The sequence below is a fragment of the Kribbella sp. NPDC059898 genome (assembly GCF_042730855.1).
Lineage (GTDB): Bacteria > Actinomycetota > Actinomycetes > Propionibacteriales > Kribbellaceae > Kribbella.
The window spans coordinates 152,895-175,117 of record NZ_JBHWKR010000005.1; the positions used below are offsets into that span (position 1 = coordinate 152,895).

At 68.5% G+C, this 22,223-nt stretch carries 32 protein-coding genes; 13 read left to right on the top strand and 19 right to left on the bottom strand.

Annotated features, from left to right (window positions below; translation table 11 throughout):
• Window positions 1–286: 286 nt before the first annotated feature.
• The gene (locus ACFV9C_RS17805) at window positions 287–820 is read right to left on the bottom strand and encodes a kinase (protein WP_380194843.1); all 534 of its coding nucleotides are present in this window, start codon (window positions 818–820) and stop codon (window positions 287–289) included.
• Between the two features lie 69 nt (window positions 821–889).
• Between ACFV9C_RS17805 and ACFV9C_RS17810 the strand changes: the two genes are divergently transcribed.
• Window positions 890–1,567 (top strand): hypothetical protein, encoded by a 678-nt coding sequence (locus ACFV9C_RS17810; protein ID WP_380194844.1) that lies wholly within the window; start codon window positions 890–892, stop codon window positions 1,565–1,567.
• Window positions 1,568–1,683: 116 nt separating this feature from the next.
• Here ACFV9C_RS17810 and ACFV9C_RS17815 read toward each other — a convergent pair whose 3' ends face one another.
• Window positions 1,684–2,184 (bottom strand): nucleotidyltransferase domain-containing protein, encoded by a 501-nt coding sequence (locus ACFV9C_RS17815; protein ID WP_380194846.1) that lies wholly within the window; start codon window positions 2,182–2,184, stop codon window positions 1,684–1,686.
• A gap of 4 nt (window positions 2,185–2,188) precedes the next feature.
• Window positions 2,189–2,668 (bottom strand): SsrA-binding protein SmpB, encoded by a 480-nt coding sequence (smpB, locus tag ACFV9C_RS17820; RefSeq protein ID WP_380194848.1) that lies wholly within the window; start codon window positions 2,666–2,668, stop codon window positions 2,189–2,191.
• 73 nt (window positions 2,669–2,741) lie between these two features.
• Here smpB and ACFV9C_RS17825 point away from each other — a divergent pair, with 73 nt between their 5' ends.
• Window positions 2,742–2,978 (top strand): hypothetical protein, encoded by a 237-nt coding sequence (locus ACFV9C_RS17825; RefSeq protein WP_380194849.1) that lies wholly within the window; start codon window positions 2,742–2,744, stop codon window positions 2,976–2,978.
• Window positions 2,975–3,226, top strand: coding sequence for a hypothetical protein (locus ACFV9C_RS17830; protein ID WP_380194851.1), 252 nt, complete (start codon window positions 2,975–2,977; stop codon window positions 3,224–3,226). The genes ACFV9C_RS17825 and ACFV9C_RS17830 overlap by 4 nt, the downstream gene beginning before the upstream one ends.
• Here the strand turns inward: ACFV9C_RS17830 and ACFV9C_RS17835 are convergent.
• Window positions 3,190–3,678 carry an NUDIX domain-containing protein gene (locus ACFV9C_RS17835; RefSeq protein ID WP_380194853.1) on the bottom strand — a complete coding sequence of 163 codons (489 nt, stop codon included), beginning with the start codon at window positions 3,676–3,678 and terminating at the stop codon, window positions 3,190–3,192. The genes ACFV9C_RS17830 and ACFV9C_RS17835 overlap by 37 nt on opposite strands.
• 28 nt (window positions 3,679–3,706) lie before the next feature.
• On the opposite strand from ACFV9C_RS17835, the gene ACFV9C_RS17840 reads away from it, so the two are divergent.
• Complete coding sequence (locus ACFV9C_RS17840) at window positions 3,707–4,249, top strand: AAA family ATPase (protein ID WP_380194855.1); 543 nt, start codon at window positions 3,707–3,709, stop codon at window positions 4,247–4,249.
• Here ACFV9C_RS17840 and ACFV9C_RS17845 read toward each other — a convergent pair.
• From ACFV9C_RS17845 to ACFV9C_RS17855, 3 genes are read right to left on the bottom strand one after another with little or no spacing between them, the layout of a single operon-like run.
• The gene (locus ACFV9C_RS17845) at window positions 4,246–4,785 is read right to left on the bottom strand and encodes a GNAT family N-acetyltransferase (protein WP_380194857.1); all 540 of its coding nucleotides are present in this window, start codon (window positions 4,783–4,785) and stop codon (window positions 4,246–4,248) included. The two genes, ACFV9C_RS17840 and ACFV9C_RS17845, sit on opposite strands and share 4 nt — an antisense overlap.
• Window positions 4,773–5,288, bottom strand: a complete 516-nt coding sequence (locus ACFV9C_RS17850) for an AAA family ATPase (RefSeq protein WP_380194859.1) — start codon at window positions 5,286–5,288, stop codon at window positions 4,773–4,775. The genes ACFV9C_RS17845 and ACFV9C_RS17850 overlap by 13 nt, the downstream gene beginning before the upstream one ends.
• A gap of 42 nt (window positions 5,289–5,330) precedes the next feature.
• Window positions 5,331–5,687, bottom strand: a complete 357-nt coding sequence (locus tag ACFV9C_RS17855; RefSeq protein WP_380194861.1) for a YciI family protein — start codon at window positions 5,685–5,687, stop codon at window positions 5,331–5,333.
• A 132-nt stretch (window positions 5,688–5,819) separates the two neighbouring features.
• Here ACFV9C_RS17855 and ACFV9C_RS17860 point away from each other — a divergent pair, with 132 nt between their 5' ends.
• Entirely contained in the window at window positions 5,820–6,380 is a 561-nt protein-coding gene (locus ACFV9C_RS17860) for a GNAT family N-acetyltransferase (protein WP_380194863.1), read from the top strand.
• Between the two features lie 4 nt (window positions 6,381–6,384).
• Here ACFV9C_RS17860 and ACFV9C_RS17865 read toward each other — a convergent pair whose 3' ends face one another.
• Both ACFV9C_RS17865 and ACFV9C_RS17870 read right to left on the bottom strand, forming a co-directional pair.
• Window positions 6,385–6,849 (bottom strand): NUDIX hydrolase, encoded by a 465-nt coding sequence (locus tag ACFV9C_RS17865; protein ID WP_380194865.1) that lies wholly within the window; start codon window positions 6,847–6,849, stop codon window positions 6,385–6,387.
• A 9-nt stretch (window positions 6,850–6,858) separates the two neighbouring features.
• Window positions 6,859–7,341, bottom strand: a complete 483-nt coding sequence (locus tag ACFV9C_RS17870; protein WP_380194867.1) for a hypothetical protein — start codon at window positions 7,339–7,341, stop codon at window positions 6,859–6,861.
• A 58-nt stretch (window positions 7,342–7,399) separates the two neighbouring features.
• Here ACFV9C_RS17870 and ACFV9C_RS17875 point away from each other — a divergent pair, with 58 nt between their 5' ends.
• Complete coding sequence (locus tag ACFV9C_RS17875) at window positions 7,400–7,984, top strand: DUF664 domain-containing protein (protein ID WP_380194869.1); 585 nt, start codon at window positions 7,400–7,402, stop codon at window positions 7,982–7,984.
• Between the two features lie 29 nt (window positions 7,985–8,013).
• Here the strand turns inward: ACFV9C_RS17875 and ACFV9C_RS17880 are convergent, their stop codons facing one another.
• From ACFV9C_RS17880 to ACFV9C_RS17890, 3 genes are all read right to left on the bottom strand, one after another.
• Window positions 8,014–9,909, bottom strand: coding sequence for a heparinase II/III family protein (locus ACFV9C_RS17880; protein WP_380194871.1), 1,896 nt, complete (start codon window positions 9,907–9,909; stop codon window positions 8,014–8,016).
• 250 nt (window positions 9,910–10,159) lie between these two features.
• Window positions 10,160–10,918 carry a hypothetical protein gene (locus ACFV9C_RS17885; protein ID WP_380194873.1) on the bottom strand — a complete coding sequence of 253 codons (759 nt, stop codon included), beginning with the start codon at window positions 10,916–10,918 and terminating at the stop codon, window positions 10,160–10,162.
• Window positions 10,919–10,980: 62 nt separating this feature from the next.
• A complete protein-coding gene (locus ACFV9C_RS17890) occupies window positions 10,981–11,796 on the bottom strand; it encodes a hypothetical protein (RefSeq protein ID WP_380194875.1) in 816 nt (271 codons plus the stop codon).
• A 159-nt stretch (window positions 11,797–11,955) separates the two neighbouring features.
• On the opposite strand from ACFV9C_RS17890, the gene ACFV9C_RS17895 reads away from it, so the two are divergent.
• A complete protein-coding gene (locus tag ACFV9C_RS17895; RefSeq protein WP_380194877.1) occupies window positions 11,956–12,330 on the top strand; it encodes a nuclear transport factor 2 family protein in 375 nt (124 codons plus the stop codon).
• Window positions 12,331–12,339: 9 nt separating this feature from the next.
• Here ACFV9C_RS17895 and ACFV9C_RS17900 read toward each other — a convergent pair whose 3' ends face one another.
• Window positions 12,340–12,714 carry a VOC family protein gene (locus tag ACFV9C_RS17900; RefSeq protein WP_380194878.1) on the bottom strand — a complete coding sequence of 125 codons (375 nt, stop codon included), beginning with the start codon at window positions 12,712–12,714 and terminating at the stop codon, window positions 12,340–12,342.
• A gap of 121 nt (window positions 12,715–12,835) precedes the next feature.
• On the opposite strand from ACFV9C_RS17900, the gene ACFV9C_RS17905 reads away from it, so the two are divergent.
• Window positions 12,836–13,240: a VOC family protein gene (locus ACFV9C_RS17905; RefSeq protein WP_380194880.1), complete on the top strand. Its 405-nt coding sequence runs from the start codon at window positions 12,836–12,838 to the stop codon at window positions 13,238–13,240.
• Between the two features lie 102 nt (window positions 13,241–13,342).
• Here the strand turns inward: ACFV9C_RS17905 and ACFV9C_RS17910 are convergent, their stop codons facing one another.
• On the bottom strand, window positions 13,343–13,825 hold the full coding sequence (locus ACFV9C_RS17910; protein ID WP_380194881.1) for a carboxymuconolactone decarboxylase family protein: 483 nt from the start codon (window positions 13,823–13,825) through the stop codon (window positions 13,343–13,345).
• A 154-nt stretch (window positions 13,826–13,979) separates the two neighbouring features.
• On the opposite strand from ACFV9C_RS17910, the gene ACFV9C_RS17915 reads away from it, so the two are divergent.
• On the top strand, window positions 13,980–14,864 hold the full coding sequence (locus ACFV9C_RS17915; protein WP_380194882.1) for an RNA polymerase sigma-70 factor: 885 nt from the start codon (window positions 13,980–13,982) through the stop codon (window positions 14,862–14,864).
• Here the strand turns inward: ACFV9C_RS17915 and ACFV9C_RS17920 are convergent.
• Both ACFV9C_RS17920 and ACFV9C_RS17925 read right to left on the bottom strand, forming a co-directional pair.
• Window positions 14,854–15,318, bottom strand: a complete 465-nt coding sequence (locus ACFV9C_RS17920) for a hypothetical protein (RefSeq protein ID WP_380194884.1) — start codon at window positions 15,316–15,318, stop codon at window positions 14,854–14,856. The genes ACFV9C_RS17915 and ACFV9C_RS17920 overlap by 11 nt on opposite strands.
• Before the next feature lie 182 nt (window positions 15,319–15,500).
• Window positions 15,501–16,151: a hypothetical protein gene (locus ACFV9C_RS17925; protein ID WP_380194886.1), complete on the bottom strand. Its 651-nt coding sequence runs from the start codon at window positions 16,149–16,151 to the stop codon at window positions 15,501–15,503.
• Between the two features lie 335 nt (window positions 16,152–16,486).
• Here ACFV9C_RS17925 and ACFV9C_RS17930 point away from each other — a divergent pair, with 335 nt between their 5' ends.
• Window positions 16,487–16,672, top strand: coding sequence for a hypothetical protein (locus tag ACFV9C_RS17930; protein WP_380194888.1), 186 nt, complete (start codon window positions 16,487–16,489; stop codon window positions 16,670–16,672).
• Here the strand turns inward: ACFV9C_RS17930 and ACFV9C_RS17935 are convergent, their stop codons facing one another.
• Window positions 16,673–17,635: a 2-hydroxyacid dehydrogenase gene (locus ACFV9C_RS17935; protein WP_380194890.1), complete on the bottom strand. Its 963-nt coding sequence runs from the start codon at window positions 17,633–17,635 to the stop codon at window positions 16,673–16,675.
• 151 nt (window positions 17,636–17,786) lie between these two features.
• Between ACFV9C_RS17935 and ACFV9C_RS17940 the strand changes: the two genes are divergently transcribed.
• Window positions 17,787–18,788: a magnesium and cobalt transport protein CorA gene (locus ACFV9C_RS17940; protein WP_380194892.1), complete on the top strand. Its 1,002-nt coding sequence runs from the start codon at window positions 17,787–17,789 to the stop codon at window positions 18,786–18,788.
• Window positions 18,789–18,809: 21 nt separating this feature from the next.
• Window positions 18,810–19,238, top strand: a complete 429-nt coding sequence (locus tag ACFV9C_RS17945) for a nuclear transport factor 2 family protein (protein ID WP_380194894.1) — start codon at window positions 18,810–18,812, stop codon at window positions 19,236–19,238.
• A 141-nt stretch (window positions 19,239–19,379) separates the two neighbouring features.
• Here ACFV9C_RS17945 and ACFV9C_RS17950 read toward each other — a convergent pair whose 3' ends face one another.
• On the bottom strand, window positions 19,380–20,699 hold the full coding sequence (locus tag ACFV9C_RS17950) for a Gfo/Idh/MocA family protein (protein ID WP_380194896.1): 1,320 nt from the start codon (window positions 20,697–20,699) through the stop codon (window positions 19,380–19,382).
• Window positions 20,700–20,778: 79 nt separating this feature from the next.
• Here ACFV9C_RS17950 and ACFV9C_RS17955 point away from each other — a divergent pair, with 79 nt between their 5' ends.
• Entirely contained in the window at window positions 20,779–21,738 is a 960-nt protein-coding gene (locus tag ACFV9C_RS17955; RefSeq protein ID WP_380194898.1) for a LacI family DNA-binding transcriptional regulator, read from the top strand.
• Here ACFV9C_RS17955 and ACFV9C_RS17960 read toward each other — a convergent pair.
• On the bottom strand, window positions 21,735–22,223 hold the full coding sequence (locus tag ACFV9C_RS17960) for an Lrp/AsnC family transcriptional regulator (protein ID WP_380194899.1): 489 nt from the start codon (window positions 22,221–22,223) through the stop codon (window positions 21,735–21,737). The genes ACFV9C_RS17955 and ACFV9C_RS17960 overlap by 4 nt on opposite strands.

Below are 22,223 nucleotides of genomic sequence, written 5' to 3' on the forward strand. Positions count from 1 at the left end.
TCAACGACCCCCGCTCAGTGAGCACGATCGCTGCTCAAGGTCTGGGGTCGTCGCGTGGTTGGGGCTCAGGGCAACGGACTCGTGATGAGAAGGTCCTCGGTTCGATTCCGACAGGCGGCTCCATACGGACCCCCAGGTCAGAGGGCAGTTTCCTCGGCTGGGGGTTCTGTCGTTCCCGCGTCAAACGCCCTCTGTGGCCCCAGCTTCCGGGCAGCGTCGTCAGTGTCGTGGCGACGGATGTTCGAGCCGCTCCAGGTGACACGGGCGAGGAGGTCTGACGCGCTCGCTAGGAATGCGACGGCCAGCAGTCTTCGAGGATGCGGGCGGCTGTGGCTGCCAGGGATTCGTTGGCTGTGATGACGGTTTCGTCGAGGTGCGTGATCGGTTGGAGTCCCCGGTACCACTGGCGCAGCTCGGCTTCGCCGAAGGCCGTGGCTACTGGCTTTGTCGAGTGCCTGCGGACGGTCTCCTCGAAGGTCAGGTCGTAGATGTAGCTGCGGGACACGCCGCGATGATCTGCAACCAGGCGTGGCAGGGCCTCGGAGTACCACTTCGCGTTCAGGATGCCTTCGATGATCACATCGAAGCCTCTGCCCAGCAGGTACCTCCCAGCAAGGTCGATGAGCCCGATCGGGTGGCCTCCTGCGTCGTCCCCCGTTCCCAGGATGTCGCGCCTGACGACGTCCTGTCCGAGGATGGCGACTGTGCCCGTCGGGCGCGCGGCACGGATGGCGGCGGCCACCGCCGACTTTCCCGACCCGCTGTTGCCGCGCAACGTGATCAGCCGCGTTGAACTCGTACCAACGGCTTCGTCTCCCACCCCAGCACTCCTACCATGCCCAGCTGATGCGTGGCCCAACTGCGCCAGGGAACACTAGATAATGGCCGGATGACCGAACCCGGACAGGCGACGCTCGGAGACCCGGCGGCGATCGCGCGGCTGGAGGCAGCTGTCGGCAGGATCGCCGAACTGACTCGCGGCCGGGCGGCCACCGGCGGGTCCCATGCGGATGCGGACGACACAGTTGGCACTATCGGTACGGACGACGCGATCGGGTTCGACCCGTTTCCACTGTTGCGGGCGCTGCACCGGTCGGGCGTGCGGGTCGCGGTGATCGGCCAAGTGGCCGGCATCATGCACGGATCGGTCGAGCTCACCGGTGACCTGGACCTGTTGTGGGACGGTGACCCGGTCCACGCCGCCGCGCTCGCATCGGCCTTTGCCCAGGTCGAGGGTGGTCCTGCCGTCCTCCAGGACAACGACGGCGTACCTGTCGCCTGCGAGGCCGCCTCTTTCCTGGGGACCAAGGTGTTGTTCTCCACCGCTACCGCAAGCGGCGACTGTTGTACGGCGGCGCTTCCCTGGGGCGGCGCCCCTGTCGCGGACTACCTCGCCCGCAGCCTACGGGCGGTTGCGGAAGACGGCCTCGAGGTCCACTACCTCCGCATCGACGACCTGGCCCAGATGCGCCGAGCCGTCGGCCGTCCCAAGGATCACCGCCGAGCCGACGAGCTCGATCGCCTGGCCGCGGCCGCGCGCCACAAGACAGGTGCCACGATCGAATGACCGTCATTCGCAGCCGGAGGCGGCGACGAGGAGTTCGGCTCGCATGGTTTTCAGCACGCGCACGAGGTCGAGGTGATCGCCCACGTCGGCCGGGCGGCCGGTCTGCCCTTGGTTGATCACAGGTTGAAGCGTTCGCGGAGGATGGCGATGTCGTGGTGGTCGACCTCGCGCAGCGGGTAGCCGGTGTGGTTCTGTAGGGCGAAGTCCGGGTGTTCGCAGCGGACGGGGAGGGCGGCGATCTCGCCGCGGCCCGAGAGGTCCTCGGGGGTGAACAGGAACGGCGTATTGACGCTGCCGTAGTGGAGCCGGTCGTCGGGTAGGCGTTCGTACAGGTGGAGGTCCACGCGGCGGGTGGTGCCGTCGTGGAGGACGAAGTTCCAGGGGCGGTCGCCGGGCCAGGGGTGGAGGCGGTCCACGCCCTCGGTGGCGAACGTGGCGACCAGGGGTTCGAAGTCGGTTGCGTCGACCCAGAGGTCGAGGTCTGCGTGTGTCCGGGTCTGGCGGCCGACGAGCGCGTCGACAGCCCAGCCGCCGCCGACGCAGGCGTCGACCCCATTCCTTTGCAAGGACTCGATCAGGGTGCGCGCCGTCTCCGGCGGCATGGCGTAGTCGGGCATGTCGTCAGTCGCGGCGGCCCTTGAGGCGGCGGTGGAGGGCTCGTTGGGCTTCGCGGGTGGCTTCGCGTTCGGCGAGGGTTTGGCGTTTGTCCCAGGTCTTCTTGCCGCGGGCGAGGGCGATCTCGACCTTGGCGTTGCCGTCCTTGAAGTACAGGGTGATCGGGACGATCGTCAGGCCGCTCTCGTTGACCTTGCGTTCGATCTTGTCGATCTGGGCGCGGTGCAGCAGCAGCTTCCGCTTGCGGCGCGAGCCGCCTTCGAACCAGCGGGACTGGGAGTACTGCGGGATGTGTACGCCGTGCAGCCAGATCTCCCGCTCCTCCACCATCGCGAACCCGCCGACCAGCGACGCCCGCCCGGCCCGGAGCGCCTTCACCTCGGGGCCTTGCAGCACGATCCCCGCCTCCCAGGACTCGCCCAGCTGGTACTCGTGCGCAGCCTTCCGGTTCCGGGCGATGACGGGGTTGGCGTCGGGTTTCTTCACACACCGATTCTGCCTTGAAGTGGACACGGACCCCAGACCAGGCAACACTTCCTCCCTCAAAGGGGGTGAGCAGGTGCGGGCTGCGCTTGCACTGTTGGCGGTCGTCGCGCTGACGGGGTATACGTCGATCAAACCGTCGGCCGAGGTGGCGCCGAAGCGGTTCCGGATCGTGCCTGACGATTACCACGTGCCGTACGCCGGTACCGCGCAGGACGGCCGCAAGTTCTTCCTCAGCGACGAGTTGTTCGCAGCGACGCCGGCTACGTCGGCCTGTACCTCTAGAAGCCCGACGGCACGTTCGACGAGGTGAAGGTCGAGCAGGTACGCCGTACCCCCGGCGTACCACCCGCCCAGGCAGCCTCCGCCGGCGCCGACGCGCTGATCGAGCTGGGCAGGTACAAACTCGAACCCATCGACGTGGAGCCGTTCACCACGACGGTCGACGGCACCACGTTCGGCTGGATCCTCGGCCAGTACGACGGCTCGTACTCGATCCACATCGAACCAGGTGACTTCGCCTACTACGCCCCGTGGGACGGCCTGGGGTACGACACCTGACCGTCCTCCAGATAGACAGCCCCTCCCGTACGCCGACACGCGGCGACGCGGGCGTACTGCTCGGGATCGAGCAGCCCCGCCGCCTCCTCGAGCGAAACAAACCGGAACGCAACCGCCTCCTCCGGCTGCAGCACGATCCGCGCGACGTCGTCCGGCGTCAGAACCCCACCGTCGAACAGCAACGCCACGACCTCCGTGAAGTCACCGGCCCGAGCGATCCAGTCCACCGCGAGCAGCTCACCAGGCTCCACCACGAGCCCGATCTCCTCCAACACCTCACGTCGAGCGGCGGCCCGCGGTGACTCGTCGCGCTCGACCGCCCCGCCGGGGAGGTCCCAGGTCGGCTTGTACGGCGGCTTGAGGATCAGCAGCCGATCCGCACTGTCGGTGAACAGGCAGTCGGCGGCCATTCGCTTGGTTGGGAGCTTGGCGGTGAAATGATCGGCATTCATCACCTCAGCCAAGCACAGGAGGATGCGGATGTTCCTGCTTCAGATGTCGGGTGTGCCGGGGGCCGGGAAGTCGACGGTGGCGGCGCATGTGGTGGAGAAGTACGGCGCTGTGGCGGTCGACTACGACGTGATCAAGTCCGCCGTTCTGGACGCGGGGTTCGACCTCGGCGCGAGTGCCAAGGCGGCGTACGAGGTGATGTACGCGATGGCGGGACACCTGCTCGCTCAGGGGCGGGACGTGGTGATGGACAGCCCGTGCTTCTGGCAACGGATCGTGGACGAGGGTACGGCGATCGCCGCGCAACACGGCGCGGTCTACCGATACGTCGAATGTCAGGTGCACGACCTGCAGCAGTTGGACGAGCGGCTCCGGCAGCGGCCGCGGTTGCGTACGCACCGGCCCAGCCTCAACCAACCGCCGGCGGACGCCGGCACCGAACCGGTGGACGGAGAAGCCGAGTTCCGCGGATGGGCAAACCGCGTGCACCGGCCCGCGGCCGGCTACCTCCAACTGAACATGGACCGCCCGCTGACCGACGTACTGCCCGAGGTCGACGCGTACCTGAACTAGCGAGGCCTCCAGAGGCCCAGCCATTGTTCGGCACCCCAGGCTTCGTAACGGTCTGCCTCGGTGAAGCCGAGTTTGGTTGCCAAGCGCATCGATGCGGTGTTGGCGATCTGCGTGGTCAGGACCACCGGCACGCCCGGTCGTCCCGCCGCGAACCACCCAAGGGCCGCAGCGCAGGCCTCGGTGGCGAACCCGTTGCCCCACGACGACGGCAGGAAGAGATAGCCCAGCTCGACCTCGGCCAGCTCGGGGCGTACTTCGTCCGCACCACGCTGGTCGAGCGTGACAGTGCCGATCATCGCCCCGTCGAGCTCCACCACGAACAACCCGGTACGGCGAGCCGGTACCTGGGGGAGGTTCTCCTCGAGTAGATCCCGCGGCCGGGCGCCGCCGACGTACGTGCCGACCTCCGGTGAGGCGAGCAGTTCGATGAGCGCCGGACGGTCGCGGGCCTCGGGTTCACGCAGTACGAGGCGCTCGGTCTTGATCGGGTCGGGCGGCCAGGCGACGGACTGCAGTTCGCTCTTCAGGAGATCCACCTCTTTACGACTTCGTCGGCAACCGTTTCGGCCGTGCGGTCCGCCGTACTGACGGTGAAGTCGCTGATGTCGTCGGCGGTCAGTTGCGCGGACAGCTCGGATGCACGCCGTACCAGGTGATCGAGGCTGTCACCCGCCTCCCGACCTCGGTGCCGGATGCGGTCGGCGAGTTCAGCGTCCGGCGCGTCCAGCCGGCAGATCACGACCGGCCCGCCGACGGCTGTTTCGAGCAGTTGCCGTTCGGCCGGGTTCTCGACGACGCCCGCGACGATGAGCCGGCGATGACCGGCCGCGCGGTAGTTCGACCAGATGACCGACAGGTTGGCCGCCTTCAGCCGCGCTTGGTGCGGGTCGTCCACCGGCGGCGGCCAGGCCGCGCCGAGCAGGTCCAGGTCTGCGAAGGCAGGCGCGAGTTCGAGGTCGATGCAGCGGTCGAACACCCGCCAGCCGACCGTGGTCTTGCCGACGCCGGGCGGGCCGGAGAGTACGAGAGCTGTCTGCACCCGTGTGATCCTCCCGGTCCGCCCGGCGGTCGGCAACGCGATTCAGTCGACCAGCTCGGGGTCGTCCATGAACATCCGGACGTCCTGCGGGCAGCGGCAGGCGGCGGCGATCTTCCCGGCCCACACGAGCGCCTCCTCGCGGGTCGGGACGGAGACGATCATCACGCCGCCGATCAGCTCCTTGCTCTCCGGGTACGGGCCGTCCATCACGAGCCCGTCGGTGCCGACCACGGCGTGCCCCACCCCGGCGGAGTAGTCGAACCCGCCGGTGAACCGCAGTACGCCGGCCTCCTGCGCCTCGCGGACGACGGCGTGGGCGGCCTTGCCCACCGCCGGGAAGTCCTCCTCCGGGATGTGGTCCATCGCGCCGTTCTCGAACGAGATCAGGTACCGCGACATCTGATCACTCCTTGTCCTCGGCGACCCGCTCTGGTCGCTCTCACCCCTGCTACGAACGCCGTGCCCCGGATCCGACAGGTGCTCCGCAGAATCTCTGCCCATTGTGTCGGCGCCGCGTGCTTGAATGCGCGAATGGAGCTGGTTACACGTGTAGCTGACCAGGAACGATGGGACGACCTGGTCGAACTCTTCGGCCCCAGCGGCGGGACCCGCGGCTGCTGGTGCATGGCCCGCCGGCTGCCCTCCGCGGTCGTCGCCGCGAACGGGAACACGGAGAACCGCGCCGCCCTGGAGGGACTCGTCCGCGCCGGTGAGCCGGTCGGCCTGATCGGGTACGTCGACGAGCGCCCGGCGGCCTGGTGCGCGGTCGCGCCGCGGACGGAGTACTCCGCGATCATGCATTCCCGGACGCTCCCGATCGACGACCCGGACGATCCGTCGATCTGGGCGATCAACTGCCTGTTCGTGAAGAACGGCTACCGCGGCCAGGGCCTAACCACGCCGATGGTCGAGGCTGCTGTCGACCACGCCCGTACGTCGGGCGCCCGAATCGTCGAGGCCTACCCGGTCAAATCCATGCCCGGCGACCCCGGCCGCGGCGTCCTCAGCACGTTCCTCGCCGTCGGCTTCACCCCGTACGCCGAAGCCCGCACCACCGCCAAACGCAACATCGTCGTCCGCCGCAGCACCTGACCAGCTACCAGCTCCACTCGTCTCCGCTGAGCGTGAAGCTCCAGTCTCGGCCGCTCACGCCGTGGGTCAGGTAGTCGACCGCTGGTACGGCGATCGGCGGGTACGGCAGCCCGCCCAGCCGACGTAGGGCGTCCTCGGGGGTGAACCAGCCCGCCTCCAGCACCGAGCCGTCCGGGTCGTCGATCGCGAACGCCGGGTCGGTCACGTCGGCGACGTAGTTCCACGACCGCGAGGTGATCCGATCGTCTACACGTGTCCGCGTCGTCCAGACGAGTTCGAGCTCGTTCGTGGACACGTGTAGACCCGTCTCCTCGCGCAGTTCGCGGACCGCGCCGTCGGCGGGGGTTTCGCCGTCCTCGACGCCTCCGCTCGGAAGGTTCCAGTACGGCGCGCCCCACGCGTCGTACTCCTCCCGCACCATCGCGACCAACCCGTCGTACCGCGCGATCACACCCGCGTACTGCTGCATCCCGGAACCCTACAAGTGTGCGAGCACGTCCTCGTGCGGCCAGGTGTGGGTGAGGACCTTAACAAGAAGGGGATCCGGCGAGGAGGTGATGTAGGGGGTGTGGTCGGGGTCGCGGACGGTCGCAATGGCGGGGGTGGGGAACAGGCCCCACGGGGCGATCTCGTTGGCGAGCACGCCGTCCAGTCGGAGATCGGCGTACTCCGGTTCCCACCACACCGCGAACGTCTGCGGGAGCTGGTCCGGGTGGATCCCGAGCCAGACGCCGTACGTGATCTGAAAGCCGCCGTCGAGCCGGACCGGCAGCAGCGCCCGGACGAACGCGCCCGCCCCGGGGACCTGCATCATCACGGACTCCTGAGGCGTGCCGTGGCTCAGCCAGGTGCCGGGGGTGTGTTCGCGGTCCGGCAGGTCCAGCACCGGTGTCGGCAGCGTGAAGCGGTGGTGGCGGTCGTGCGCGTCGAGGGCACGGCCGCAGGTCGGGCAATCGGGCATGAGACGAGTATGCCGTTCCGGAAGGGGAGCGTCCGGAATGAGGATTAACGTGCGGGGCATGGCTGAGAGTGAGTGGGTTTCTCCGTGGTGGGAGCCGCCGGTGGCGGGGGACGAGGTCGGGCACCTGGTGGGGGCGTTGGACCGGTTGCGGACGACGTTCCGGTACAAGGTGGACGGGCTCGACGCCGACGGGCTCAACACCCGGATCGGGGTCTCGTCGATCACGCTCGGCGGGTTGCTGAAGCATCTGGCGGCGAACGAGGACTACCTGTTCGACGTGAAGTTCCGAGGGAAGCCGATGGGCGGGCCGTGGGTGGAGAACGGGTGGCGGGACGACAACGACTGGGAGTTCAATTCGGCCGTCGACGACAGCCCTGAGGAGCTGTACGCGCTGTGGGACGGAGCGGTCGCGCGCTCCCGGGCGACGCTCGCGGCGGCGATCGCGGACGGCGGGCTCGACCAGCCGGCCGACATCGCGTGGCCGGACGGGCGGCACGCGAGCCTGCGGCGGCTGGTGTGCGACCTGGTCGAGGAGTACGGGCGGCACACCGGGCACGCCGACCTGATCCGCGAGGCCGTCGACGGCCGCGTCGGCGAGGACCCACCGCGCGACTGGAACCCCGTCGGCGCACAACCGGCCTGACGAAACGGATCGCCACCGCACTGCTGCAACTACTTGACCCGCTGCAGCGTCCCGTCCGGCCCGACGCCGATCACCGTCGTCGTCCCGTCCACGGTCAGGTTCAGCAGCATCCGGTCGCCCCGCCACGTGGTCGTGTACGAAACCTTCGCGTTGCTGCGCGTCGGCGCGATCACCGACAGCACGGTCGCGTTCTTCCCGGACCGGTTGAACTTGACCACCGGCGCCGGCAGCCGTTTGTCGATGGTCTGGTAGTGCCACCCCTGGATCGGCCCCTGCTCCCCGCTGGCGACCTCGATCGCCGTCGTCTGCTGCCGGTACGGGATCTGCAGCAACGTCGTCTTCACCCGATCCCCGGGCCGCGCCGCCACCACCCGGTCCTTGCCGCTGACAACCACCTTCTGATCCGCCGGCAGATGCCACAGCGCGGAGTACTCCTGCTCCGCGTCCGACGTACCGCGATCCAGCACCACCATCAGGTCCGGGTCCTTCAGCACCAGCACGTCCCGGGTCCGGTCGACGCCCGCGCCTGGCGAGTCGTGCAGCTCGTAGAACTCCGACGTCGGCTGCAGCGACGACCGCACCAGCTTGGTCTCCGGATGCCCGGTCGCCGACCTCACGGTCAACTCGTTGTGCGCGAACTGGCCCTTCGCCCAGAACCGCCAGTCGTCCGCCTTGTACCCGGCGTGGCCGCCGTCGATCAGGATGTCCCGCCCGCGCGAGGTGTACGTGACCGAGGTGTGGTCGTTGTGCCCGTGCAGTTTCTGCGACGGGCCGAACCGGATGCTGTACGTCGACTCCTGCGTGAACGCCCGCGTCTCGCCCCACCCGGTCCGCCCGAAGATGTACCCGGCGTCGAAGATCCCGATCCGCTGCGTCGGACGGATCCCGCGCGCGCCGAGCGTACCGGCGTATTCGAGCACCGTGCCCTGCACCGGGACGGTCCTGATCACCTCGGAGTCGCCGAGCTGCGGCAGGTTGCCGAGCGAGTTCGTCGCCAGCGCGAGCCACTTCGCGAGCTCCCGCCGGCGGGCCATGATCGTCGTCCCCGGGTCCACACCGCACTTGCCGAGTACGTCGATCGCGCGGCCCCACAGGGCGTAGTTGAACTGGGCGTACCCGGTCGACTGTTCGTTGGTCGACCCCTGGGTGTCGATCGAGGTCTTGATCGCACTGGTCAGCCGGTCGGCCGCGATCTTCTTCAGATCGGGCCGCAGCAACGTGCAGCCGATCCCGAACAGCGCAATGCTCTCGTCGGTGCCGTGGTTCCAGTCGCCGCTGTAGTTCTTCCGCAGGAACCACGCGTGGTCGAGCAGTGCCTTGTCGAGCCAGGCGTACGTGAGCGGCAACTGCCCGACGTGCAACCCCGACAGCACCGCCTGCCGCAAGCAGATCAGCACGTTGGTGCGGTGCATCGTCGACTCGTAGGCGCCGACGTCGGACTTCCACGAGTGTGGGTTGTCGTTCACCCAGTCGCGGGCGATCGTGCTGACCCGCTGCAGTGCCGCCTTGTCGCCGCGCCCGCCGGCTGCGATTCCTTGGCCGAGCCAACGAAGCGAGTGCAGCCACATGTACCAGCTGGGGTTCTTGTCCGGGTTCAGCCGCCAGTTGATGTTGCCCCGGCCGTCACCGACCTTGGTCGGCGGCGTCGTACCCCAGGTGAAGGTGTCCTTGTACAGGTTCGCGAGCGGGTTGGTCCGATCGATCCCGCTGTACGCCGGACACGTGTAGACGTCGCGCCGGACCGGCGTCGCCGGCGGCGGGGCCGGCGGTTCGGGGGTCTGGCCCATGGTCGGGTCCGGCGCCGCCTCCGGCTTGGTCCCGCCCCACGGCGCGACCAGCACAACGGCCAGTACGGCGGCGCTCGCGAGCAGCGCGATCGTGAGTCGCAGAGTCGTTCTGGTACGCAGCTGTCTCGCGGGCATCATGTCCCCCTCCTCCGGACCTGCCGGTTCTGGCCTATACCTGAATTCGGACAGAGCGGTGCCCGAAAGCAAGCGCGATGTGCTGGTCGTTCTGACCGTGCGGCGCGAAAGGTTGCTGATGGCATCAAGCCGTCAGCACGCCGCGGTCGGATCCCCCCGGGTCAGATCGGTTCTTCTACCCAATAGATGTCGCGATCACCGAGAAAAGTTGCCTCGGATCGGACGCTCCGGTTCGGATGCCCGTTCGGGCAGCTCAACCGTGCCGGATCGCCTGCAGAATCAGGGCGTTCCGCGCATCCTGCCCGGCGGGCACGGTGGTGTGCCGGCCGTCGCGAAGGTCGGTGTGCAGCCGCTCGGGATGCGCCGCGAGGAACTCGGCCCAGTGCACGACCCGCAGGTTCGGGTGCTGCAGCTGCAGCTGCAGCTGCACCTGCTCCAGCTGCAGGTCGATCCACTCGCTGTTCCGCTGATCAGCGACCTGGACCGCCTCCGGTTTGCCGGTCCGGGCGACCTGGACGTCGACCCAGTACACGGTCCGCTTCGGCCCGGCGAGCCGCAGCGCGCGCTCGACCTGGGCGCCGAACGCGGCCGGGTCGAAGATGTCGTTGGACCCGACCGCCATCACGATCCGCCGCGGCAGCCCGTACGCCTTCGCCCAGGCCGCCATTTCGTCGACAGCCGCGGACGTCGGCTGACCAGCCCAGCTGTACTGCGCGAACGACGTACCCAACTGTTGCTCGAGGAGCCGGCCGAGTGCCGCGCCGTCCTGCACCGCGATGCTGTCGCCGAACAGCACGATGCCGTCCGACGCGACCACGTGCCGGACCTCCGCGCCGCTCGCGATCACCCGGTCGTTGTTCTGGTACGAACCGAGCGCACCGGATCCGTAACTGCCGGTGTCGGCGACGGGCTTCGCGTGTGCGTCCGGCGTCTCGAAGTGCAGCAAGGCGAGCAAGGTGGCCGTCAGTACGACGATGATGGCGGCCGAGACCGACCAACGTTTGATGAGCATGCATGAACTCCCACGGACGAACGTCGTACGAGTTACACGCGTAGACCCGGCCGCGGGTTGGCCTAGTGGCTCGTGAGCGCGTCCGCGATCAGTGTGTTGCGGGCGGAGCTGCCGGCCGGTTCGCTGGTGTGGACGCCGTCGCGCAGGTACTGGGTGGGGCCGTCCGGCTGCGCGTTGAGGAACTCGGACCACTCGACGATCCGCAGGTTCGGGTGCAGGAGGGCGGCCTGCTGCAGTTGCTGGTTGATCCAGGTGCTGTTCGCGAGGTCGGCGTCCCGGATGGCGGCCGGCTGCTTGGTGCGGCTCGCGTACACGTTCACCCAGTAGACCGTTCGGTCCGGTCCGGCGATCCGCAGCGCGCGCTCGACCTGCTCGGTGAACGCGGGCGGGTCGAAGATGTCGTTCGTACCGACGGCCATCACGATCCGGTTCGGCAGACCGTAGCTGCGCGACCAGTCCTCGAGCGCGTCGACCGCCGCGGACGCCGGCTGCCCGGACCAGTCGTGCACCGCGATCGGGTCACCGCTGCGATCCGCCAGCAGCCGCTCGAGTGCGGAACCGTCCTGGACGGCGATGCTGTCCCCGAACATGAAGACGCCGTCGAACGCCAGCACGTCGCGGATCTGGTCCTCGGACGAGATCCGGTGCAGGAGGCCCTGCCAGGGCCCGAGCGTCCCGGAACCGTACAGGCCGGGGCCTTGCGTCGGCACGCTGTACGACGTCCCGCCGACCAGCTCGTCGGAGCTCGTCGTCCGCGGTTCGAGGACGACGAACAGGCCGCCGAGCCCCGCGATGACCAGCAAGGTGACGACCATCGCGAGCAGCGATCCGAAGAACGCCCGGACCGCCGACACCTCCGTCGTCCCGCCCTGCTGCACGCTTCCCGCCCTTCGTTCTGCCCGCATATTGACATGACGCGATGACCCCCGGATCCGCTGCATGCCTGCCTACCCCCAATGTGTCGGAAGCGAACCCCCCCGGTTCCCTTCCTGCCCCCAATATCCCTGACGCCCCAAATCCTGGATAGGTTTTCGGCCATGCCGGAATCCACCGATCTCCGCGCCCTGGAGCGCACCCGCCTCGCCCACCTGGTCGCCCGCCGCATCCCGGAAGCTGCCGCCCTGCACGCGCCGGACTTCACGATCGTCACGCCCAGCGGCCTGGTGTGGACGAAGGCGGAGTACCTCGGCGGGATCGAGTCCGGCGAGATCAACTACCGCCGGTTCGAACCCGTGAGCGAGATCGACGTGCTGATGGACGGCGCGGTCGCCGTACTGCGGTACCGATCGGCGATCGAGATCGGCGTGAACGGTCGCGAGCCGGGCCCGCTCAGCGCGTGGCACCTCGACTGCTACCGCCGTACGGACGCCGGCTGGCAGGTCCGGTGGTCCCAGGCCACGGAGATCCGCTGAACCTGAGAGTCAGCCGGCAACCTCCGCCTGGCTGCGCTCGACGCAGAACTCGTTGCCCTCGGGGTCCTTCATCGTCACCCAGCCGCGCCCGTCCGGGCGCCGGTGGTCCTCGTGGATCGTCCCGCCCAGCCCGGCGATCCGCTCGACCTCCGCGTCCCGCGTCCGCTCGGTCGGGCCCCAGTCGAGGTGCACGCGGTTCTTGACGGTCTTGCCTTCCGGTACGGCGATGAACAGCAGCCCGGGCACCGGGTCCGGCGCCACCACCAGCACCTCGTCGTCGCCCGGTTCGTCACCGTCGCCCAGCGGCCAGCCGGTCACGGTACTCCAGAACCGCGCCAGCTCGTAGGGGTTCGCCGCATCGATCGTGATGTGTCTCAATTTCATGCGCAGACCTTAACCAGTTGGCCGCTCACTGGGTCTCGCGGACTGTCGGCGGCCGGGTCTACTGTGCGAAACATGGGCGCCGGACCAGAAGGCCCGGCCAGGTTGGGGGAAGGACGATCAGATGGCATCCCGGCTCAATCCGTACATCCAGTTCCAGAACGAAGCACGTGCCGCGATGGAGTTCTACCAGGGCGTCTTCGGCGGCGAGGTGTCGTCGAACACCTTCAAGGAGTTCGGCTCCGGCCACGGCCCCGAGGACGATGAGCTGCTGATGCACAGCCAGCTCGAGACGCCGAGCGGGTTCACGCTGATGGCGGCCGACACGCCGCAGGGCATGCCGTACAACCCGGGCGAGAACATTGCGATCAGCCTCAGCGGCGACGGTGAAGAACTGCGCGGCTACTACGCGAAGCTGTCCGACGGCGGCAAGGTCACGGTGCCGCTGGAGAAGCAGATGTGGGGCGACGAGTTCGGCATGGTCACCGACAAGTTCGGCATCAACTGGATGGTCAACATCGCGGGCTGACGACGTACCTTCCCGGGGAAATCCAATGTCCCCGGGAAGGTCCTTCCCGCAAGCCTGACCAGACGTGGGAGTACGCCTGGCAGGCCGGGCGCAGCCTGGACCTCAGCTGACGACGGCGGCCATCAGGCCGGGCTCGTACGAGCCGCCGAGCTGGTTGAGGGTGACCGCCATCCGGTTGGTGGCGTTGATCATCGCGATCAGCGTCACCAGCGCGATCAGCTGGTCCTCGTCGTAGTACTTCGCGGCGCGTACCCACGTCTCGTCGGACACGCCCGTCGACGCGTCGGCCAGCCGGGTCGCCTCCTCGGTGAGGGCGAGCGCGGCCTGCTCCTCGTCGGTGAACACCGTCGAGTGCCGCCAGCCGGCCACCAGGTTCAGCCGGGTCGCGGTCTCGCCCTCGGCGGCGGCCTCCTTCGAATGGATGTCGATACAGTTCCCGCAGCCGTTGATCTGGCTCGCGCGCAGCATCACCAGGTTCTGGAGCGAATGCGGCAGGGTGGGCTGGACCAGCGTGTGCACGGCGTACAGCCGCTTGGCCAGCTTGGCGCCGAACGCGTTCTGCATCAGGTCGATCCGGGGTTCCATCGTGTCGTCCTCACTCGTGGGATGTACTGGACGAACACGAGATGCTCTCGGGGCGGCCTGTGTGACGTGACGAGCGCCATACGCGCCCGGATGTCACAGGAACGGCGCGGCCGGCATCTGGTGGGCGACACACGCGTACTGAGGGAGCTGCCGCATGACCGGTACCGATCGAGCCACCGAGGTCTTCGTTGCCCATCGCAACCTCCTGTTCACGGTCGCGTACGAGCTGCTCGGCTCGGCCGCGGACGCCGAGGACGTCCTGCAGGAGACCTGGCTGCGCTGGGTCGGCGTCGACCTCGACACCGTGCTGGACCAGCGCGCGTACCTGGTCCGGATCGCCAGCCGGCAGGCGCTCCAGCGGCTCCGCACCCTCGGCCGCCGGCGCGAGTCGTACGTCGGACCGTGGCTGCCCGAACCGCTCCTCACCGCACCGGACGTCGCCGACGACGTCGAACTCGCCGACAGCGTCTCGATGGCGATGCTGCTCGTCCTCGAAACCTTGAAACCCACCGAACGCGCCGTGTTCGTGCTCCGCGAGGTCTTCGGCCTCGAGTACGACGAGATCGCCCAGGCCGTCGACAAGAAGCCGGACGCCGTCCGCCAGATCGCCCATCGCGCCCGCTCGCACGTGGCCGCCCGCCGCCCGCGCGGCGCCGTCTCCGCCGACGAGACCCGCGACGCCCTGGAAGCCTTCCAGCGCGCTGTCACCACCGGCGACATCCAGGGCCTCGTCGACATCCTCGCCCCCGACGTCGTCTTCCTCGGCGACGGCGGCGGCGTCGTCCAGGCCCTCCCACGCCCGGTCGTCGGCGCCGAGAAGGTCGCCCGCCTCCTCGCCCTGGCCGTCGAGAACCTCACCGAAGCCACCTTCGAAATCACCCAGATCAACGGCCGACCGGCGCTCCTCCTCCGCTTCACCGACGAGGTCGACACCGTCACCGTCCTCCACCTGGAAAACGGCCGAATCACCGGCCTCTACGCCGTCCGCAACCCCGCCAAACTCTCCCACCTCACCAAGGAAAACCTCCTCACCCGGTGACCGTCAGCTCAAGCGGGGCCGACAGGTAGTACCCAGTGAGCGTGATGAGGGAGACGACGAGAGACCACTGACCGGGCGGGACGGCGTACCCGAGGGCGGGAACGAGCGAGGCTGTGCCAACGAGAGCTGGTAGAGCATGGGTTTGCTCGGGGTCGATGGAGAGCTCGGTCCGCTGCGCGTTGATCGGGCCGACGTAGAGGCCCACTACCGCGCCGGCGCCGTCGATCACCGCAGTGTGCAGGTTGCGAGTGTTGACGAGCGTCTGGTTGTGGTTGGCCCGGTTCGTCACCAGCACGTCCAGCTTGGCGAAGTACCCGGACCGAATCGTCAACGGCGACAGAGGCTCCACAGCGAGCCCGACGACGTCGGCAGGTTCCCCCGGCAACTGGAACGCGTGCTCACTGACCCGCAACTCCTTCCCCGGGAAGCCCAGAGCACCGACCTGCAAGTCCACAAGGTCGCCGTACTTCGCATGAAGCTCCTCCGCAATACCGGTCGCCCACGCCGCAAGCTGAATCCAAAACTGCCGCTCGTGCCGCCGCTCTGTGTGTGGGCTCGGGTACACGACAAACGGGTGCGGCGACTCTTGGCCATACCGGAGCAGATCTAAACGCAAACTTTCCCAGCCGGGCATTTTTACTCCAGTAACTCCTTGATCCGAGTCGCCAGGACCAGATCCATCTCGCCGTCGACGCGGAGGGTGACCGGCCCGCCGCCCGCCCGTTGCGCGAGCTGAATCGTCAGTGTGGGTGTCCCCGCCAGCGGATATTCGAACCAGTCGCCGTCGCCTCTTGTGCCGTCCAACGCACCCGTCAGCGCGGACTCGTCCAGCTCGTCGTATGCGTACGCGATCAACGAACTGATCCTTCGCAGCACCTGCACGACGTGGTCCTCGCTCACGCGGCCCTCGACGTGTGCGGCCTCGTCGAGCGGTTCTCTGGTCCGTGCACGGGCAAGCCGTCCGGTCTGCGGGTCGTACGTATCGATCCCGTACGCACCTGCCAGCGCGGGCAGCGCGCTGGTCGCTTCCCAGCCGTACGCCAACGTCACGCCGACGAACCGATCGGCAAGATCTGTACGCCCCCATGGCTTCCGCCACTCGAGATCCTCATGCCACGGAGCGATCCTGTCCGCGAGCTCCGGCCACCGCCGCAGCAGCTCGCCCCGAAACGCCAAGACCCGCTCGTCCGGCTCCAGCCCATCGGCGTCTTCATCCGCCAGCCGATTGGCCAGACCCTGAGGATCCTCGGCGACTCCGGACACCCAGAAATACAGGTCATAACTCACACCAGCCAAGCTATCTCAGCGACCACCCCAGGTCCGGCCTCAAGCGAATCCGTATTTGGCATTCAGCGACGTTCGGAGCATGGGTTCTGTGGCGGTGCGCGACAGAGCCTTCCGGCGCAGCTGATGCAAACCCGTCGCAGGCCGAGCGTTCAGCGGTTGATGATGGGCGGATGGTTGAACGACACACACGTGCGGTGCCCGGTGGGCGGGCGGTCTATTTGACTGAGCGGCTTTGGGGGTTGGTGGCGGGGCTTCCTTCGGAGGTGGTGGAGATTGAGAGTATTCGGGAGTTCGATGAGGACTGCTGGTTCGGGGGACGGGCGGTGACTTGCCGGATGGTGGCTCGGCATGCTGAGCGGATTCAGAAGGCGGACCTGCGGTATCCGGTGATCCTGTCGGCGGACGGGCGGTTGATGGACGGCGGGCATCGGATCGCGAAGGCATGGCTGGGCGGCGCCAGGACCGTCGACGCGGTTCGCTTCGTGGTCGACCCCGAGCCGGACTACATCCAATGGGACTGACTATTCGACCAGGTGGGTGGATTCGGGGACGGGGGTGAGTGGGGTGCCTTTGGTCAGGTAGTGGGTGAGGTTTTGGACTACCAGGTTGGCCATGGCGGTGCGGGTCGGTTGGGTGGCGGAGCCTACGTGGGGGAGGAGGACGGCGTTCGGGAGGGTGAGGAGGTCGGGGTGGACTTTCGGCTCGTGTTCGAAGACGTCGAGGCCGGCGGCTTGGATGGTGTTGGTGCGGAGGGCGTCGACCAGGGCCTGTTCGTCGACGACTGTGCCGCGGGCCACGTTGATGAGGATGCCGTCCGGGCCTAGCGCCTTCAGGACCTCGGCGTCGACGAGGTGGCGGGTGGTGGGGCCGCCGGGGATGACGATCATCAGGGTGTCGACGTCGGCGGCCATGTCGACGAGCGACGGATAGTACTTGTAGTCGACCGGCTTCGGGTTGCGGTTGTGGTACGCGACCGAGATGCCGAACGGCTGGACGCGGTCGGCGATCGCCTGGCCGATCCGGCCGAGGCCGAGGATGCCCATCCGGCGGCCATGCATGGTTGCGCGGGTCAACGGGTACGGCGCACCGCCCGCCCACTCGCCGGCGCGCAGGTATCGCTCGGCCTGGCCGAGCTCGCGGACCGTCATCAGCAGTAGACCCAGCGCGGTGTCGGCGACCTCGTCGTCCAGGACGCCCGGTGTGTTCGTCACGATCACTCCGCGCTCGGCGGCGGCCGCCGCGTCGATGCGGTCGTACCCGACGCCGAAGCTGGCCACCAGCCGTACGGCGGGGAGCCGGTCGAGCCACGGGCCGTCGATCGCCGTACCGCCGGTGGCGACGGCAACGATCTCGTCCCGGCGGGCCGCGAGTACGGCGTCGGGATCGGGCTGCTCCCACAGCCGGATCAGCTCGCAGTGACCGTCGAGCCCGGCGGCAACGGCGTCGTTCATCGGTCCTGGCATCAGCACGACTGGAAGTCCCATGCGTTCATCCTCGACGACGAGCCGCACCCGCACCAGGAACCCGACCGGCACTTCTCAGGAACTGGACCGGAACCGAAGTTCACCCCCGCTTTCCCGCCCGGACCTGTTGCGCCGGCCGATCGAACGACGACGATCAGGACAGGAGGCCATCATGATCATCGACTGCGCTTACTACCGGGACGGACGCCGCCAGCACGTCGAGGCGATGTCGGTCGCCGACGCCGCCGCGAGCTGCCGGGCCGGCGGATTCGTCTGGCTGGGCATGTTCGAACCCACCGCGGACGAACTCGCCGAGGTCAGAGAGAACTTCGGCCTGCACGAACTGGCCGTCGAGGACGCGCAGACGTTCCACCTCCGGCCCAAGGTCGAGCCGTACGAGGGCGACATCCGGCTGGTGATCCTGCGCACCGCCCGGTACGACGACACCCGCGAGGAGGTCGACTTCGGCGAGGTCAGCGTGTTCGTCGGCCCATCGTTCGTGATCACCGTCCGGCAGGGGGTGGCGAGCGACCTGCACGGCGCCCGGATCCGGCTCGAGCAGCGCCCCGAACTCCTGGAGTGCGGCACCAGCTCCGTCCTCTGGGCGATCCTGGACCAGGTCGTCGACGGGTACGGTCCCGTGGTCGCGGAGCTGGAGCGTGACATCGAGGAGGTCGAGCGGACGGTGTTCGCCGGCTCGGTCGCCCCGACGGAGCGGATCTACTTCCTGCGCCGCGAGGTCACCGACTTCTACCGCGCTGTACACCCGCTCCTCGCCGTACTGGCGACCCTCGAACGCGACGCCCGCGACACCGCGCTGCTGCCGTACTTCCGCGACGTCCACGACCACCTCGTACTGGTGAACGAGGAGGTCGCCGCGCAACGCGACCTGCTCGCCACGGTGCTGGAGGCGAACATGGCGGTGATCGGCGTCGAGCAGACCAAGGTCAGCGTCCGGCAGAACGCGACCATCGAGCAGCTGACGATCCTGGCCACGGTGTTCCTGCCGCTGACGTTCGTGACCGGGTTCTTCGGTCAGAACTTCGCCTGGCTGACCGAACGGATCGGCCAGGAGTGGGACTTCTTCGTACTGGGCATAGGGGGCCTCCTCCTACCGTGCATCGCCCTCCTGATCTGGTTCCGCCGCCAACGCGCCGCCAGAGACGCCGGTTGAGCAGTAGTACAGTCCGAACACGTGACGCCGACTGACAGCCGTGAGCTGGAGAATCTGATCCTGCGGTATGCCGAGTTGGTGGACGACGGGGACTTCGCTGGAGTGGCGGAGCTGCTGGCGGACGCGACGTACCAGGGAAGCGGCGCCCCGTTGCAAGGGCGGGCGGAGATCGAGCGGTGGTTCCGGGACACGCTGATCGTCTATCCGGACGGTACGCCGCGGACGCAGCACGTGACGAGCAACATCGCGATCGAGGCCGACGGCAACGACGCGGCGGAGGTTCGCTCGTACGTCACCGTTCTCCAGGCATTGCCCGGCGAGGTGCCGCAGATCATCGCGGCCGGGCGCTACCGCGACAGGTTCGAACGCCGTGACGGCGGCTGGCGCTGGACGGAACGCACGGTCAAGATCCGCCTGGTTGGCGACGTCAGCAAGCACCTCCGGTCGTGAAGCCGAAGCTGGTCGTCCTCCGGCAAGAGCGCTGTGGTGGCGGCCTGGTACCGCTCGAAGGATCTGCTGGACGAGCCGCGTGAGACGGTCATCGGCGAGACCAGCTCACGCGACGCGACCGTCAAGCAGATCCTGACGGGACTAAGCGGTGGTCCAGCCGCCGAGTGCGAGGTCGGCGACGACGACAGGCTGACCGGTAGCGAGTGACTGGTTCGCGGCGATCCCGACCGCGACCGCGCGTACGCCGTCGTGCACGTCCGCCGCCCGCCCGAGCGGATCGTTGCCCGCGCCCACGAACAGGTCGTCGTACAGCAGCTTGTCGCCGCCGCCGTGGCCGCCCTCGCCGCGCGGGATCTCGACCTCGACCGCGGTGGCCCAGTGCTTCTGCAGCACGAGCCGCTCGCCGTTGGTACGAACGTCGCCCGCGATCACCCGGTCCGACGGGTAGCTCGGGTCGATCTGGTCGTCGACGACCGCGGCCCGCTCGACCACTTCCAGCTCGGCGCGGCCGAGCGTGCCGTTCACCGAGACGCGGTACCCCTCCCAGGGCGAGTGTGCGTTCAGCGAGTAGCTCAGCCGGGCGCCGTTCGCGTACTCCGCGATCACCGACATGTTGTCCTCGATCGTGATGCCGGGCGCGAAGACGTCCTGGTCGCGCAGGTACCCGTCGTACTTCTCGGCCTCGTAGTACAGCTGCCGGTTGGTCTCGTCGGTGCGCAGGTCGAGCAGCCACGGGTCGTTGGCGGACCCATCGATCGTGCCGCGCGCCGGGCGCTCGCCCAGACCGCGGGCGGCGGCGTTGTCGGAGCCGTAGAACGACAGCCCGCCGGACGCGAACACGCGGGTCGGCTGCGAGGCGATCCACCAGTTCACCAGGTCGAAGTGGTGCGACGCCTTGTGGATCAGCAGACCGCCGGAGTTCTTCTTCTCGCGGTGCCAGCGGCGGAAGTAGTCCGCGCCGTGCCGGGTGTCCAGCACCCACTGGAACTCGACGCTGGTGACCTGGCCGATCTCGCCGTCCTGGATGACCTGGCGGAGCGCGCTGTTCCGCGGCGAGTACCGGTAGTTGAACGTGACGACCACGGACTTGCCGGACTCGTTCATCGCGTCGACGATCTGCCGGGTGCCGTCCGCGTCGATGGTCAGCGGCTTCTCGACGATCACGTCCGCACCGGCCCGCAGCAGCCGCGACACCACCGAGGCGTGCGTGTAGTCGGGGCTGGTGACCACGACGCGGTCGACGGACTGCTCCTTGACCATCCGCTCGAGGTCGTCGGCGCCGTACCGCGGGAGCTCGGGGCCGCCGAGCTCGGTCAGCTTGGTCTGGTGGAACGCGAGGCGGCCCGGGTTCGGGTCGAGCAGCGCGACGAGCTCGGCCTCCTCGGGGTGCTCCTGGAGGATGGCGCGAATGTACGACTGCGCTCGCGATCCGGTTCCGGCGACTGCGTAGCGTCTGGGCACGGCGGGCTCCTTCTACTCGTGTAGATCGACAACGCTAGCAACCGCTTTCCGGCCCGGTCAACCGTCGTACCATCTCTGCATGCCGAAGGAACCGGTCACCCGGAACGACGTCGCGGAGTACGCCGGCGTGAGCACCGCCGTAGTCAGCTATGTCGTGAACGAAGGCCCGCGGAAGGTCGCGCCGGAGACCCGGGACCGGGTGCTGGAGGCGATCCGCGCGCTCGGGTACCGGCCGAACGCCACCGCCCGGGCGCTCCGGATGGGCACCACGCGGACGTTCGGGCTGATCACGCCGGACGGCGGCAACCCGCTGTTCGCGGAGCTCGCGAAGGCGATCGACCGGGAGGCGGCGGCGCGCGGGTACGTCGTACTGCAGACCAGCGCCGACGGCGACCCGGAGACCGAGAACGCGAAGATCGCCGAACTGCTCGCCCGCCAGGTCAGTGGCCTGGTCCTGGTGGCGCCGACCGAGGACCCGAACCTGCGGGACGTCGAGGTCCCGGTGATCGCGGTCAACCGTCGGCTGCCGATGGTCAGCTCGGTGCGCCCGGCGTACCTCGAAGGCGCCCGGCTCGGCGTCGAGCACCTGATCTCGCACGGCCACCGGCGGATCGCGCTGGTGATCGGCGGCGCCGGCCATCCCGAACGCGAGCTCGGCTGGCGTATGGCGCTGGCGACCGCGGGGTTGCCGGAAGGGCCGGTCATCCGGGCCCCGTTCTCCCGCGAGGGCGGGTACCGCGCCGGGCAGGTCATGCTCCACCACGAGCCGACCGCGATCTTCGCCAGCTCCGACCTGCAGGCGATCGGCGTACTGCGGGCCCTGCACGAGTCGGGCGTGGACGTGCCCGGGGACGTCGCGGTGGTGGCGTTCGACGGTACGCCGGAAACCGAGTACACCTGGCCGCCGCTGACCGTCGTACGGCAGCCGGTCGAGGCCCTCGCCCGGGAGGCTGTCCGGCGGCTCATCGAGGGCGAGGAGTCGGTCGAGGCCGTGGCTGTGCCGACCGAGCTGATCCGCCGGAGGTCGTGCGGCTGCTAGAGCGTGCCGACGTCCTCGAAGATCAGGGCGGTGCGGGTCGCGAGCACCTCGGGGATCGCCTGGAGTTTCTCCAGGACCAGGCGGCGCAGGCCCTCGTTGTCGGCCGCGCGGACCAGCAGGATCGCGTCGAAGTCGCCGCCGACCAGCGCCATGTGCTTGATCTCCGGGATCGCCTGGAGCTGCTTGCGGAGCGTCCGCCACGAGCTCTGCCGGAGACTCAGCGTGACGTACGCCGAGGTGCCGAGGCCGAGCCGGAGCGGGTCGACCGTGACCGTGAAACCGGTGATCACGCCGGTGTTCGTGAGCCGCTCGACCCGCGCGTACGCGTTCGCGCGGGAGATGTGCACCTCGTCGGCAAGTGCCCGGATCGACAGCCGTCCGTCCCGGCCGAGGGCCTCGATGATCAGCCGGTCGACCTCGTCGAGCGCCGGGGCGACGACAATCTGTCCAGGACCGGCCCGGTGGACCATCACCTCGTCAGACAT